Origin of the sequence: Affinundibacterium seohonense (genome assembly GCF_014284305.1) — a bacterium.
GTDB classification, from domain to species: domain Bacteria; phylum Pseudomonadota; class Gammaproteobacteria; order Burkholderiales; family Burkholderiaceae_D; genus Undibacterium; species Undibacterium seohonense.
This window is the reverse complement of sequence record NZ_JACOFW010000033.1, coordinates 22,160-36,943: the sequence shown is the minus strand read 5'-3', so window position 1 is coordinate 36,943 and position 14,784 is coordinate 22,160. Positions and strand designations below refer to the sequence as shown.

Genomic DNA, 14,784 nt, shown 5'->3' with positions numbered 1-14,784 from the left:
GGAACCAGTTGTTCCAAGGTGACCATTTCTAATTCGTGTTGGAAAGGTGTGGGTGTTTTTAGCATGCCGCTATTAAACCAAAAGGCCTCGCACTTGGCGAGGCCTTTTGGGGTTTGTCAGCAGTCTGGCGCTCCGCAAGCGGAGCGCTTTGTAAGTCAAAACTGCATAGCTATAACAGGAGTGTAATTACTTATTCTGAAAATTAGCTGGGCGTTTTTCCAAGAACGCGCGCATACCCTCGCGCTGATCATGCGTACCGAAACTTGCATGGAATAAACGACGCTCATAATGCACGCCCTCAGTAAGGCCTGATTCAAATGAACGATTCACCGCATCCTTAATCATCATTACTACTGGTAAAGACATAGACGCAATGGTCGTCGCCGCAGCTAAAGCCTCTTCCATTAATTTATCTAAAGGCACAACACGTGATACCAAACCAGCACGTTCTGCTTCATTCGCATCCATCAAGCGCGCGGTTAAACACAAATCCATCGCCTTAGATTTAGAAATGGCACGAGGCAAGCGCTGAGTGCCGCCACAACCTGGCAGCGTTGCCAACTTAATTTCTGGCTGTCCGAATTTCGCATTATCAGCAGCAATAATGAAATCACACATCATCGTCAACTCACAACCACCGCCGAGTGCATAGCCAGCCACTGCTGCAATCACTGGTTTACGCACACGCAAAATGTGCTCCCAGTTCTTAGTCACATAATTGCCGTTATAGGCATCCATATAGTTGTAGTCAACCATCGCCGCTATATCAGCACCCGCCGCGAAGGCTTTTTCACTGCCATTGATCACCATACAACCAATATTCTCATCTTGATCGAAAGCGAATAAGGCATGACCCAATTCATCCATCAATTGATCATTTAACGCATTCAAAGCTTTCGGACGATTTAAAGTAATCACACCAACTTTGTCTTTGGTTTCTACGATAATGTTTTGGTATTCCATTATTTACTCCAATAAATTAACGAATATGTAAATTAATTATTCTTAGTTTCAAAAGTCTTAGGCAACAACAGCCACATTGATCCACGCTGCTTCATGCGTCCAGCCAATTCACCCGGCTCACGACCAAAGCCCCAGAAAAAATCAGCGCGCACCGCGCCGCGAATTGCACCGCCAGTATCTTGTGCCATCATGAGTCTTTGCAGTGGATTACTGCTAAGTGGCATTGTAGTCGACAAAAATACGGGAGCACCTAACGGCAGTTGCGTTGGATCAACGGCAATCGATCTTTGTGGCACCAAGGGAACACCCAATGCGCCTTTTGGACCTATGCTAGGATCAAGCAATTTTTCTTCTTTAAAGAATACGACACTAGGATTAGCATTTAACAATTCCTCCTGACGCGCCAGATTTTTTGCAATCCAAGCTTTAATCCCTTGCGCCGACGCCTGATCCAAAGTCAACTCCCCCTTGTCGACCAAATAACGACCGATCGATTTATAGGGATGTCCATTTTGATCAGCATAGGCAACTCGCACAACCTCGCCCGTCTCATTCAACTGCACACGACCAGAGCCTTGGATCTGCAAGAAGAAGGCATCGATAGGATCATCAACCCAAACCAGTTCCTTTCCCGCAAGAAAAGGCAAGATTTCCGCGCGTGAAGCATAAGGAACGACTTTATTGCCGACTAAGCGCCCGCGCAAACGCATATTTTTCAAATCAGGATAGACACTCCCGAGATCAATCGTCAGCAAATCACTAGGCGCCGCATATAAGGCCGTTTGAAACACACCATTTCTTGTACGCGAACCTTTTAACAAAGGTTCGTAATAGCCGGTCACCATACCATCAAGTGCACCATCTAGATGCTGCACTTGGTAGGGCAAAAAATGCATTTCAAAAAATCCGCGTATCGACGCCGAATCTTTAGCATCGACATTTTTGAGCTTACTGCAAACCTCTTTCCATTCTGATTTATTCTTCAAAGCTGAGCAGGAGTTAAGAAACGCCGGCCAAGCTTCACGCAAGTCGTCATTGCCCCAACCTGGTAATTCGGCGTAAGAACTTAATTTGTAGGCCTGAGTGTAATTCGTAATCGGTGCCAACTTAGGCGCCAAAGTGGGAGGAGTCGTCGGTGGCACAGTCGTTACGACAGGTGGTGTGACGGGCCGTGGTTCTACTGGCTGTGGTTTTGGCGGTGTTGCACATGCCACCAAAGTCAACATCAGCGATGCTGCTAGAATGCGCTTTTGATCAAACAAAGAATTCATAAAGGATTAAATATGTGGTTATTAGCAGTCGAAGCCTTGGGTGCGTTTTTCTTGTTCGCTTTTATCGTTTGGTGGACCATGTTTTCAGGGAGAAAACCCTCCGATAAAAACACGAAAAAAACCAAGGAAACAGACCAAAAGTAGCGCAAACCCAAGCTGCTTCGTTTTCAATGCAAAGTACGCGGCAAAGATAAGACGAATTCGGGAATTAAGGAATCAAACTTATGAGCGTCTTCCGCGACACAGAAATAAGTCCCTTTCATCGTGCCGTGCGGTGTTTCCAAAGAACTTCCGCTAGTATATTCAAAGGCCTCGCCGGGCTTGAGTAAAGGTTGATGCCCGACAACCCCCAGCCCCTGCACCTCGTGCACTTTATTATTTGCATCGGTAATAATCCAATGGCGTGAAATCAGCTGCGCCGGAATATCACCTGTGTTTTTTATCGTAATCGTATAAGCGAATACAAAATGCGCTTGATCCGGATTCGATTGCTCTTCCAGATACTGTGTCACGACCGACACTTTAAATTCATACTTAGACATAAAACCTCACCCAAATCAATGAAAAATGCGGGAAACCAGATCAAATACGCATTGAACACCTAGCGCTCTAATGACAGAAAACCCTAGAAGCGTGCATCTTACAAGAGCACAGCAATCTTCGCAGGAGTAAAATAAGGGTTTCAAGACTTTTCCATGTCAAAACTTTCTTTTGCCAGCTAAATCGAGATTTCAATATGACAACCTATCGCATCGCTCCCAGTATTCTCTCCGCTGACTTCGCTCGTCTGGGCGAGGAAGTTCGTAACGTCGTTGCCGCAGGTGCGAACATGATCCATTTTGACGTCATGGATAATCACTATGTGCCGAATTTGACGATAGGCCCTTTGGTCTGCGAAGCGATTCGTCCACACGTACAAGTGCCGATCGATGTGCATTTGATGGTCAAACCAGTCGATCGCATCATTCCTGATTTTGCCAAAGCGGGTGCCAATATCATCAGCTTTCACCCAGAAGGTTCTGAACACATCGATCGCAGCCTGCAATTAATTCGCGATCACGGCTGCAAAGCAGGTTTGGTGTTTAATCCGGCGACGCCTTTGCATGTATTGGAACATGTAATGAACAAACTGGATTTGATATTGCTGATGTCAGTCAATCCTGGTTTTGGCGGACAGTCTTTCATTCCCCATACTTTGAAAAAAATCGCTGCCGTGCGCAAATTAATTGATGAATCTGGTCGTGACATTATGTTGCAAGTGGATGGCGGGGTGAAAGTCGACAATATTCGTGAAATCGCTGCAGCAGGTGCGGATACTTTTGTTGCTGGATCTGCGATTTTTGGTAAGCCTGATTATAAGGCTGTGATTGATGCTATGCGGGGTGAGTTGGCTTTAGTGAGTTAATTCAAATCAGCAATTAAGAAAACAACCACCGGGGAGCTAAAATGGAAGAAGAAAGAATAAGCACTCGCAGCAAGATCATACTCATTTTATTGTTCCTCCTAATTAGTTTTACCTATATTGGGGCGAGTTTGTACGCAGGGCCTCCTGAGACATTTGAAAGTTGTATAAAGAAATGCGCTAAGGTTGGAAAAAATATGAGTGCAGAAAAAGACACGACTGACGCATGGAAAAGCAAGATAGGCAGCAGCTACAAAATGTCCTGTAAGTGCATTTAAAACAGAGCTCGTTCAATCAATAAAAAGCCCCCAAAATAGTTAGTCCAATTCGCAACATGCCAAAATTCCAAGACATCCAAGCCGCCATCATCGACCTAGACGGCACCATGCTAGACACCGCGCCTGACTTTTTAGTCGCAATCAATCGCATGCGTGCAGAATTTTCACTACAGCCATTAGACATCGTCACCATCACCAATTTCGTCGGCAAAGGCTCAGAAAATCTCATCCATCGTGTGCTATCAACAGATTTCGAACCAGCGCAAGTTGAACAACATTTTGAACAAGCAATGGCGAGCTACCAAAAGCACTATCTGGCGATCAATGGTGACAACAGCACTTTATATCCCGATGTCATTGAAGGCCTGCAAGCACTCAAAGCACAAGGATTGCGTCTGGCTTGTGTGACGAATAAACCCATCGCTTTCACTACACCGTTGCTCGCTAAAAAAGGCCTGAGCGTTTTTTTTGAGATCGTGTATGGTGGCGATTCTTTGGCGCGCAAAAAACCTGATCCTTTACCGCTGTTACAAGTTTGCCTCGATTTTCACTTGGCACCAGCACAGGTGGTCGCGATTGGAGATTCATCGAACGACGCCAAAGCAGCGCGCGCTGCGGGCTGTCCAGTGCTGACAGTGCCGTATGGCTACAATCACGGCGAGGCTGTACAAACCATTGAAAGTGATGGTATAGTCGAAACCTTATTGGCTGCTGCTCATTTTCTAGTCAGTAAAAAAACATTAACCAATTCATCAAGCTTCTAACAAAATTAGAATGTTCCTCGATAAGAAACGTCCATCAACTACTCCAGGCACTTTTGAGGCCTGGCTATGGCGACGCTGGCAATCTACCTGACCAGTGTGGGCGCTTTCGTCTGTGTGTCTGAGTTTTATCCAAACCCTGATTCGCGCCAACGACGTTTTTTCATCTCTCGTCATCTTTGACAAGATTCTGTAAGTTTTCGCTGTACCGTTTCGACCTTTTGATTTCACATTTTGGAGCTAGTCGCGTCTGCATTCCTGACGTCTGGCGCTGATCGTATGTGGACTCGGAGGCCAAACACATTTAACGCACATACATCATGACTGAACTCGAATTTAAATCCTTGGCCGCACAAGGCTACAATCGTATCCCGATGATCGCTGAAGCCTTTGCCGATCTGGAGACACCACTCACGCTCTACCTGAAATTGGCGCAAGCCACCAATGGCGGCAAAAATAGCTTTCTGCTGGAGTCTGTCAAAGGCGGTGAACGCTTCGGCCGTTATTCCTTCATCGGCTTACCAGCATCCACCGTAGTTCGCTCCACTGGCTTTCAAACCGAAGTCATCAAGAACGCACAAGTCATAGAAACGCATGAAGGCAATCCTTTAGATTTCATCGCTGAATATCAGTCCCGTTTCCGCGTGGCCTTGCGCCCTGGCTTGCCACGTTTCTGCGGTGGGCTCGCTGGTTACTTTGGCTATGATGCCGTGCGTTATGTGGAAAAGCGTTTAGAAAAAACCACACCAAAAGATGATCTCGGTTTACCTGACATTCAACTCCTACTCACAGAAGAACTTGCCGTGATCGACAATGTCTCTGGCAAATTGTATTTGATCGTTTATGCCGATCCAACACAGCCGGAAGCCTGGAGCAAAGCGCGCCAACGTTTGAAAGATTTACGAGCGATGTTGCGCCGTAGTGTTGATGTTCCTATCACCTCAGCATCAGTGCGTACCGAAGCGATACGCGATTTCGCTAAAGAAGATTATTTGAAAGCGGTGCTGAAAGCCAAGGAATACATTATGGCGGGCGATTTGATGCAGGTACAGATCGGTCAGCGCATCAAGAAACCTTATGTCGATTCGCCGTTGTCTTTATATCGTGCACTGCGTTCGATCAATCCTTCGCCGTACATGTACTTCTACAATTTCGGTGACATGCACATCATTGGTGCTTCACCGGAAATTTTAGTGCGCAACGAGCAACTCAGCGATGGCAATAAAAAAGTCACGATACGTCCTTTAGCAGGAACACGCCCACGTGGCGCGACGCCAGAACGTGACGAAGAACTCGCGGTTGAGTTATTGGCAGATCCAAAAGAGATTGCCGAACACGTGATGTTGATCGACTTAGCGCGCAACGATATCGGCCGCATTGCCCAAACTGGCAGTGTCAAACTGACCGAAAAGATGGTGATCGAAAAGTATTCCCACGTACAGCATATCGTATCCAATGTGGAAGGCTTATTGCGACCGAATATGTCTAACTTGGATGTACTCAAAGCCACCTTCCCTGCCGGCACTTTGTCTGGCGCACCGAAAGTTCGCGCAATGGAATTAATCGACGAACTCGAGCCCGTCAAACGTGGCATCTATGGCGGAGCCTGCGGATATTTATCGTTTGGTGGCGAGATGGATTTGGCGATTGCGATTCGCACAGGTGTATTAAAAGACGGCATGTTGTACGTACAAGCTGCAGCAGGGGTAGTTGCCGATTCGATTCCTGAAATGGAATGGCAAGAAACAGAAAACAAAGCGCGTGCAATGCTCAGAGCAGCAGAACAAGTACAAGATGGATTAGACGGAGAGATTTAAATGCTACTAATGATAGACAACTACGATTCCTTCACTTACAACCTCGTGCAATATTTTGCTGAATTGGGTGAGGAAGTTCGCACGTATCGTAATGATGAAATTACGCGGGAAGAAATCGAGGCGATGAAGCCTGATCGCATTTGCATTTCTCCTGGCCCTTGCACACCTTTGGAAGCGGGAATTTCTGTGCCTGTGCTCAAGCGCTTTGCTGGTGAGATTCCTATTCTCGGCGTTTGTCTCGGCCATCAGAGTATCGCCGAAGCCTTTGGCGGCAAAGTCATTCGCGCTAAAGAAGTTATGCATGGTAAGACTTCGCCGATTGCCCATACTGGCGTTGGTGTGTTCAGCGATTTACCTAGTCCCTACACAATCACTCGTTATCACTCGCTGGCAATTGAACGCTCAAGTTTGCCCGATTGTTTGGAGGTCACTGCTTGGACGGAAGATGGCGAAATCATGGGTGTGCGCCACAAAACTTTTGATTTGCAGGGCGTGCAATTTCATCCTGAATCAATTTTATCTGAGCACGGTCACGCATTATTAAAGAATTTTTTATTGGGAAAATAAAATGACGATCTCACAGCAAGAAGCTTTAACTCGCCTCATTGAACATCGCGAAATTTTCCACGATGAGATGTTGTCGCTATTCCGCAAAATCATGGGTGGAGAAATGTCGCCGATCATGATTGCAGCGCTCACCATGGGTCTACGCGTCAAGAAAGAAAGCATAGGCGAAATCACCGCAGCGGCACAAGTCATGCGCGAGTTTTCGACCAAAGTGCCGATGGCGAATACCAAGAATTTGATTGATATCGTTGGCACTGGTGGTGATGGCGCGCATACCTTTAATATTTCTACCGCATCGATGTTCGTTACCGCTGCTGCTGGAGCGCGTGTCGCTAAGCATGGTGGCCGCAGCGTTTCCTCTTCATCTGGTAGCGCCGACGTGCTCGAATCGCTGGGCGTAAATATCAATTTACAACCAGAACAGATTGCGCAATCCATCGCGCAAACCAACATCGGTTTCATGTTCGCACCAAATCATCACGCAGCGATGAAACATGCTGCACCAGTACGCCGTGAACTTGGTGTGCGTACGATTTTTAATATTCTGGGTCCGCTGACGAATCCTGCTGGGGCACCAAATATTTTGATGGGTGTGTTTCATCCTGATTTGGTCGGTATTCAAGTACGCGTCTTGCAACGCTTAGGTGCGCAACATGCGATCGTCGTCTGGGGACGCGACAATATGGATGAAGTGTCACTCGGTGCACCAACCATGGTCGGCGAATTAGTGAATGGTGAAATCCGCGAATACGATATTCATCCTGAAGATTTTGGTTTGCAGATGGTTTCGAATCGCAGCTTGAAAGTATCTGGCGCAGAAGAATCCAAAGCACGCATTCTCGATGTATTGAATAATGTGCCCGGACCAGCGACCGATATCGTCAGCTTAAATGCAGGCGCTGCTTTGTATGGCGCAGGGATTGCCGATTCGATTGCTGATGGCGTGAAGAAAGCGCAAGCAGCCATTGCGTCTGGCGCGGCTTTGTCGAAGTTAAATCAATTGGTAGAAGTCACGAACCAGCTGGGAAAATAAAATAGTTCGAACGCAGGCGGGTTACAACTCGCCCTACGTTTCAAGGAATTAAGTGCCTCTCAAGCAAATTAGATTCAGGAAATCCGATGTCAGACATACTCAATAAAATTCTCGAAGTCAAAGTAGAAGAAGTCGCACGCGACAAGAAAGTACAAAGCTACACCAGCTTGCGTGCTGATGTAGAAAGCAACAAAGAAGTGCAACAAGCATTACGCGGATTTGAAGTGAGCCTGCGCAACAAAATTGCCATAGGCAAGGCAGCGGTGATTGCAGAAATCAAAAAAGCTTCACCCTCTAAAGGTGTGATTCGCGAGAATTTTCATCCCGCAGAGATCGCGGCAAGTTACGCCCAACATGGCGCTGCTTGTCTATCCGTATTAACCGACGAAGTATTTTTTCAAGGCGCACCTATCTATTTGCAGCAAGCACGCGCTGCATGTACTTTGCCTGTTTTACGCAAAGACTTCATGATCGATCCCTATCAAGTGTATCAAGCCAGAAGTTGGGGTGCGGATTGTATTTTGCTGATCGTCGCAGCACTCGATCATGGTCTGATGGCAGAACTCGAAGCCTGCGCCCACGAACTCGGCATGGGCGTATTGGTCGAAGTGCATAACGGTGAAGAACTCGATGCCGCCTTAAAGCTGAAAACGAATCTACTCGGCATCAACAACCGTAATTTGCGAACCTTTGATGTCACACTAGATACGACGCTTGGCTTACTTCCACGCATTTCACATGAAAAATTGGTTATCACCGAATCTGGCATCATGAACAAGGCTGATGTGCAACGTATGCGTGATGCACAGGTACATGGCTTTTTGGTAGGCGAAGCTTTTATGCGAGCGGATGAACCGGGGACGGAACTTGAAAAGCTGTTTTTCTAAGCATCAATTAATTTCACATTCGTAAAAAAGCCACGGCAAATAGCGTGGCTTTTCTATCTCTACTCAGCGTGCCATAGACTCTTCTAATGCGACATGAATCACACCAATCTATTCCAAATCGCCGTAGTCGCTGCTGCTTGATTGAGCGAGTAAAAATGCAAACCCGGTGCGCCGCCAGCCAATAAGCGTTCACACATTTGCGTGACTACATCTAAACCAAAAGCTTTAATGGATGCGCTGTCGTCACCATAACTCGCTAATTTTAAACGCACCCAACGAGGAATTTCTGCACCACACATTTCAGAGAAACGCATGAGCTGACTGCTGTTTGTAATCGGCATAATGCCCGCGACGATAGGTACGTTCACACCAGCTTTTTGCGCATTTTCTACGAATTGAAAATAGGCATCAGCATTATAGAAATATTGCGTGATGGCGGCGTTCGCACCCGCTTTCACTTTGCGTACAAAATTTTGCAAATCATCTTGAGGTGATTTTGCCTGCGGATGCATCTCTGGATAGGCTGCCACTTCGATGTGGAACCAATCACCCGTTTCTGCACGAATAAATTCGACTAATTCATTTGCATAACGGAACTCGCCCCCCATACCGTAACCGCTTGGCAAATCGCCACGCAATGCTACTAAGCGGTGAATGTCTTGCTCTTTATACGTTTTGAGAATTTGACGAATCGAATCGCGGGTACCACCAACACATGAGAGATGTGGTGCGGCATCAAAACCTTCTTTGCGAATTTCAACAACAGTATCTAGCGTCCCCTGTTGCGTCGTGCCACCAGCGCCAAACGTAACAGAAAAATACTTGGGATTTAACTCCGCCAACTTGCTGCGCGTCACCCGTAATTTCTCGGTTCCTTCTTCCGTCTTTGGCGGAAAGAATTCAATACTAAAATTATGTGGATTCATTTTTTGTTAGGAGTAAGGTGGAGAGTGTCCATGAGATCACGCTATACAACAAAGCTCCGAAAAAGGCTGACCAAAAACCCGCAACATGAAAGCCATCAAACATGCTGGCGACCGCCCAAAACATCAGTCCATTAATCACAAAAATAAACAAACCCAGACTTAAGACAGTCACAGGTAAAGTAAGGATTAATAAGATAGGGCGGATCACGGTATTCACGAAACCCAAAACCACAGCAACCAACAGAGCCGTCGTGAAACTATCTATCGTGATCGAGCTGAGCAAATACGGCAGCGCTAATAGCGCAAGTGCGTTGATTAACCAGGTAGCAAGTAAGCGCATGGTATCTCCAAAGTTTTTACAAATTTGAAAAGCTAAGACCGACAGAAATTCAATTACTGAGATGCAGACCGCGAAGTGAAACGCAGCAATATGTCAATATTGCGAGTATTCACGACAAAGGTATGCGCCCAGTAATTGGATTTATGGCGCGTCTTAGTAGCGATAGTGCTCTGGCTTATACGGACCTTCTTTTTTCACGCCGATATAGTTCGCTTGCTCTTCCGTCAGTTCACTCAATTGTGCATTGAGTTTTTTCAATTGCAAACGCGCGACTTTTTCGTCGAGATGTTTCGGTAAAGTATAAACACCAACTGGATATTTATCCGTGTTGCAGAACAATTCGATTTGCGCAATCGTTTGATTAGCGAAAGACGAACTCATGACGTAAGAAGGATGGCCTGTACCGCAACCCAGATTGACCAAACGACCTTCAGCTAACAAAATAATACGACGGCCACTTGGGAAAATCACGTGATCCACTTGTGGCTTGATGTTGTCCCACTTGTATTGTTTGAGTGCTGCAACGTCGATTTCATTGTCGAAGTGACCGATGTTACAAACGATCGCTTGATCCTTCATCTTCAACATGTGCTCATGTGAAATTACATGATAGTTACCCGTCGTCGTCACGAAGATATCGCCGTGCTCGCAAGCGTAATCCATCGTCACAACGCGATAGCCTTCCATCGCTGCTTGCAATGCGCAAATTGGATCGATTTCTGTGACCCAAACTTGTGCTGACAAAGCGCGCATTGCTTGCGCAGAGCCCTTACCTACATCACCGTAACCAGCGATGACGGCGACTTTACCTGCAATCATGACGTCAGTTGCGCGCTTGATGCCATCGACTAAGGATTCGCGGCAACCATACAAGTTATCGAACTTGGATTTTGTTACGGAATCGTTGACATTGATCGCTGGGAAAGCCAACTTGCCTTCTTTATGCATTTGGTACAAACGATGCACGCCAGTTGTAGTTTCTTCGGTCACACCTTTGATTGCAGCTAAGCGCTTAGAGTACCAAGTCGCGTCAATTGCTAAGTGTTTTTTGATGGAATTGAACAGGCAAGTTTCTTCTTCCGAACCTGGATTATTCAACACAGAGATATCGGATTCAGCACGTGTGCCAAGATGCAGCAACAAGGTTGCATCGCCGCCGTCATCCAAAATCATATTCGAGTAACCGCCGTCTTTCCAATCGAAAATGCGATGCGTAAATTCCCAATATTCGTCGAGGTTTTCACCCTTGAATGCGAACACCGGCGTACCGCCAGCAGCGATTGCAGCAGCAGCGTGATCTTGTGTTGAATAGATATTGCAAGATGCCCAACGTACTTGTGCACCGAGTGCGTTCAATGTTTCGATCAGCACTGCCGTCTGAATGGTCATGTGCAATGAGCCAGTGATGCGCGCGCCTTTCAAAGGCTGGCTGGCAGCGAATTCTTCACGAATTGCCATCAAGCCTGGCATTTCTGTTTCTGCGATTTGAATTTCTTTGCGACCCCAATCGGCCAAGCTTAAGTCAGCGACGTGGAAATCTTGTGTAGTTTGAGATGTCATGATGGTGGCGTTCTCACGCCCTCCTTTCTAGTGAAAAAAGTAACGTGAGCGCAGTTGCTGTGAGTGTGTTTTTTAGGATTACCTAACAATCCACTCGTCTAATCCAAGCCTGGCAGTTGGTTTCATCAGAAAGATAAAACGAAAATTCTGTCGCAGCGCTCCTTGGAGAAATCGAAGTATAACGCAATTCTCCAAGGATTGTGATCGGCTCAAAAAATTTATGCTTAAATTTTAAGCAATTAGTCCATCAAAAAAACCTAGTGTCCGGCAAAATCGCATACTTTAAATAGCGGTAAACCACTGTCCTCAATCAGTTTCGATCCGCCTAGTTCTGGCAAATCGACAATCACAGCACCTTCAACAACGGTCGCCCCTAGCCGCTCCAAGAGTTTCTTTCCGGCCATCATCGTGCCGCCAGTCGCAATCAAATCGTCTATGAGCAAGACCCGGTCTCCTGCTTTACACGCATCCGTATGCAACTCGACTGTTGCACTTCCATATTCCAATTCATAGCTCTCGGAAACCGTCGTGAAAGGCAACTTGCCTTTTTTACGAATCGGGACAAATCCAATGTTCAGTTCATACGCAACTACCGAACCGAGAATAAATCCACGTGCGTCCATACCCGCTACCAAATCCAATTTAGCGTCCGCATAACGCGCTAAAAAGATATCAATCAACACTCGAAATACTTTGGGGTCTTGCAAAAGCGTTGTGATATCACGAAACTGCACGCCCACCTGCGGCCAATCTGGCACCGTACGAATATGTTGTTTAATAAACTCGTTTGAATTAATCATCTACTTTCCTATTTTAATAATCTTTGTTCGGCGCGCGCGACACCCTCAGCAGTACCACGTAAAACAATTACATCACCGACTTGCAGTACCAAATCGCTCTCTGCGTTTATTCTATTTTTGCCACGTCGAACGGCTGTCACATCAACCGCTAACTCGGTCAAAGATAAGTTATCAATCGTTTTACCAATCATTTTACTGCGCTCACTCAACACTACGGTATGCAAACGCAATTGCAAATTTTCCGCATCATCGACGACATCACTAGCACCGTGAAAAAAACCGCGTAAAGATTCATAGCGCGCGTCACGTGCCATCTGGACTGTATGCACCACGCGTCTTAAAGGCACGCCTAACAAAACCAAGGCGTGCGAAGCGAGCATTAGGCTACCTTCCATTAAATCGGGAACCACTTCAGTCGCCCCAGCAGCTCGCAATTTTTCAAGATCAGTATCGTCATGACTGCGCACAACGACTGGCAAACTCGGATTGAGTTCGTGCACTAAGTGCAAAATTTTTAGCGCGGATGGTGTATTGGTATAAGTAATTACCAAAGCTGCAGCACGATTAATCCCCGCTGCAGTTAAACTCTCACGACGACCAGCGTCACCATAAGAGACATTCGCCCCTGCCTTTTGCGCTTCGTTTATGCGGTCAGGATCGAGATCGAGTGCATGATAATCAATGTTTTCATCCGACAGCAACTTCGCCAAGCTTTGGCCACTACGTCCAAAGCCAGCGATAATCACATGTTTCTTCACCTTCATTGTACGTGCAGCGATTTGCGTCAATGCTAAGGATTGCATCATCCATTCATTCGACGATAATTTCAACACGATCCAATCCGACTTTGCCAAAATAAACGGTGAAATCAACATGGATAACACCATCGAAGCCAAGATCAGTTGCAATAGCATCGGATCGATCAAATTGAGACCGCCAGCTTGATTCAATAATACAAATCCGAATTCACCTGCCTGCGCTAAACCGAGGCCAGTACGAAGAGCGACACTGGTCGGACAGGAAAATAGTCGGGCGAGTAAAAAAATCAGTCCAAATTTGAAAGCCACAGGACCAACCAATAACAACAAGATTATCCAACCATAATCCAAGACCAGCTGCAAATTAAGCAGCATGCCGACAGTAATAAAGAACAGACCTAACAAGACATCACGAAAGGATTTAATGTCTTCTTCAACCTGATGCTTGTACTCGGTTTCAGAAATCAACATCCCTGCGACAAACGCACCCAGTGCTAAAGACAGACCGGCTTTTTCTGTTAACCATGCAGCGCCCAAAGTGAACAACAGCAGATTCAACATAAACAATTCTTGCGAGCGACGACGCACCACGATCGCAAACCATTCTCGTACAACTCTTTTGCCAACAAAAAAGAGTAAAAACAAAACCACGGTGGCTTTGCCTGCCGCGGTCAACAAACTCATGCTGAGATTATCCGAGTCTGCCGCCAGCGCTGGTACCAAGATCAACAGGGGGACGACTGCAAGATCTTGAAATAACAAGATACTGATAATCTGTCTGCCATGCGGGCTTTCTAGCTCTAATTTCTCCGTCAGCATTTTGGACACAATCGCGGTCGACGACATCGATAATGCGCCGCCAATCGCAAAGGCAGCTTCCCAGCTGATTGCAAAGTATTCTGGCAACACCATCGCAGCACCAAAACACATCAGCATCGCCAAAGCAATCGTACTCACCACTTGCGCCATACCGAGGCCAAACACTGCCCTTCGCATAGAAATCAATTTGGGTAAGGAAAATTCAAGTCCAATTGAAAACATCAAAAACACAACGCCAAACTCGGCCAATAAATGGGTTGTTGAACTCTCCTGCGCCCACGCTAACGCGTGTGGGCCGATCACAATGCCGACGACAAGATAACCGAGCATCGGTGGCAAATTCAACAGTCGCAAGGCCACCACGCCCAACACAGCGCTGCTTAACAAAAGTAAAGTCGTATCAAGTGCGTTCATGTTGGTTATTATTACCGATTATTCGAGCCATAAGCATCTTCACTTGAGAGAAAACGACGAAAGCACTTCATAATCACGAGGAGAAAAACACACAACAATAAAAAAACGCGGAACGAAATCGTTTCCGCGTTTTTTCATGCAAACCAATTCTAGAATCAATATTCGTTTCGTCTACTAATTTAAGCTCA

Annotated in this window: 15 protein-coding genes and 1 riboswitch; of the genes, 7 read left to right on the top strand and 8 right to left on the bottom strand. The window is 46.3% G+C overall.

The features are described from left to right. Positions 1-186 precede the first annotated feature (186 nt). The gene (locus H8K52_RS19050) at positions 187-963 is read right to left on the bottom strand and encodes an enoyl-CoA hydratase (RefSeq protein WP_186924505.1); all 777 of its coding nucleotides are present in this window, start codon (positions 961-963) and stop codon (positions 187-189) included. 32 nt (positions 964-995) lie between these two features. Continuing rightward, complete coding sequence (gene mltA / locus H8K52_RS19045; protein WP_246464699.1) at positions 996-2,234, bottom strand: murein transglycosylase A; 1,239 nt, start codon at positions 2,232-2,234, stop codon at positions 996-998. A 12-nt stretch (positions 2,235-2,246) separates the two neighbouring features. Here mltA and H8K52_RS21665 point away from each other — a divergent pair, with 12 nt between their 5' ends. Next, on the top strand, positions 2,247-2,378 hold the full coding sequence (locus H8K52_RS21665; protein ID WP_281387992.1) for a hypothetical protein: 132 nt from the start codon (positions 2,247-2,249) through the stop codon (positions 2,376-2,378). A 23-nt stretch (positions 2,379-2,401) separates the two neighbouring features. On the opposite strand, the gene apaG is transcribed toward H8K52_RS21665, so the two are convergent. Beyond that, positions 2,402-2,776: a Co2+/Mg2+ efflux protein ApaG gene (apaG, locus tag H8K52_RS19040; RefSeq protein WP_186924504.1), complete on the bottom strand. Its 375-nt coding sequence runs from the start codon at positions 2,774-2,776 to the stop codon at positions 2,402-2,404. 194 nt (positions 2,777-2,970) lie between these two features. Between apaG and rpe the strand changes: the two genes are divergently transcribed. The 6 genes from rpe (at position 2,971) to trpC (ending at position 8,979) form a co-directional block, all read left to right on the top strand. After that, a complete protein-coding gene (gene rpe / locus H8K52_RS19035; protein ID WP_186924503.1) occupies positions 2,971-3,639 on the top strand; it encodes a ribulose-phosphate 3-epimerase in 669 nt (222 codons plus the stop codon). 331 nt (positions 3,640-3,970) lie between these two features. Further along, positions 3,971-4,678 (top strand): phosphoglycolate phosphatase, encoded by a 708-nt coding sequence (locus H8K52_RS19030; RefSeq protein ID WP_186924502.1) that lies wholly within the window; start codon positions 3,971-3,973, stop codon positions 4,676-4,678. Between the two features lie 317 nt (positions 4,679-4,995). Beyond that, the gene (gene trpE, locus H8K52_RS19025; RefSeq protein ID WP_186924501.1) at positions 4,996-6,492 is read left to right on the top strand and encodes an anthranilate synthase component I; all 1,497 of its coding nucleotides are present in this window, start codon (positions 4,996-4,998) and stop codon (positions 6,490-6,492) included. Continuing rightward, on the top strand, positions 6,493-7,059 hold the full coding sequence (locus H8K52_RS19020; RefSeq protein ID WP_186924500.1) for an anthranilate synthase component II: 567 nt from the start codon (positions 6,493-6,495) through the stop codon (positions 7,057-7,059). Position 7,060: 1 nt separating this feature from the next. Next, the gene (trpD, locus tag H8K52_RS19015) at positions 7,061-8,092 is read left to right on the top strand and encodes an anthranilate phosphoribosyltransferase (protein WP_186924499.1); all 1,032 of its coding nucleotides are present in this window, start codon (positions 7,061-7,063) and stop codon (positions 8,090-8,092) included. Between the two features lie 86 nt (positions 8,093-8,178). After that, a complete protein-coding gene (gene trpC / locus H8K52_RS19010; protein ID WP_186924498.1) occupies positions 8,179-8,979 on the top strand; it encodes an indole-3-glycerol phosphate synthase TrpC in 801 nt (266 codons plus the stop codon). A 98-nt stretch (positions 8,980-9,077) separates the two neighbouring features. Here trpC and metF read toward each other — a convergent pair whose 3' ends face one another. The 5 genes from metF to H8K52_RS18985 all read right to left on the bottom strand — a co-directional run bounded on the left by metF (position 9,078) and on the right by H8K52_RS18985 (position 14,596). Next, entirely contained in the window at positions 9,078-9,905 is an 828-nt protein-coding gene (gene metF, locus H8K52_RS19005) for a methylenetetrahydrofolate reductase [NAD(P)H] (protein ID WP_186924497.1), read from the bottom strand. Next, complete coding sequence (locus H8K52_RS19000) at positions 9,892-10,245, bottom strand: phage holin family protein (RefSeq protein WP_186924496.1); 354 nt, start codon at positions 10,243-10,245, stop codon at positions 9,892-9,894. The genes metF and H8K52_RS19000 overlap by 14 nt, the downstream gene beginning before the upstream one ends. A gap of 153 nt (positions 10,246-10,398) precedes the next feature. Beyond that, the gene (gene ahcY, locus H8K52_RS18995) at positions 10,399-11,805 is read right to left on the bottom strand and encodes an adenosylhomocysteinase (RefSeq protein ID WP_186924495.1); all 1,407 of its coding nucleotides are present in this window, start codon (positions 11,803-11,805) and stop codon (positions 10,399-10,401) included. A 39-nt stretch (positions 11,806-11,844) separates the two neighbouring features. Continuing rightward, positions 11,845-11,975, bottom strand: a riboswitch (S-adenosyl-L-homocysteine riboswitch). Positions 11,976-12,062: 87 nt separating this feature from the next. Then, on the bottom strand, positions 12,063-12,605 hold the full coding sequence (locus H8K52_RS18990; RefSeq protein WP_186924494.1) for an adenine phosphoribosyltransferase: 543 nt from the start codon (positions 12,603-12,605) through the stop codon (positions 12,063-12,065). An 8-nt stretch (positions 12,606-12,613) separates the two neighbouring features. Next, positions 12,614-14,596: a monovalent cation:proton antiporter family protein gene (locus H8K52_RS18985; protein WP_186924493.1), complete on the bottom strand. Its 1,983-nt coding sequence runs from the start codon at positions 14,594-14,596 to the stop codon at positions 12,614-12,616. Positions 14,597-14,784 lie beyond the last annotated feature (188 nt).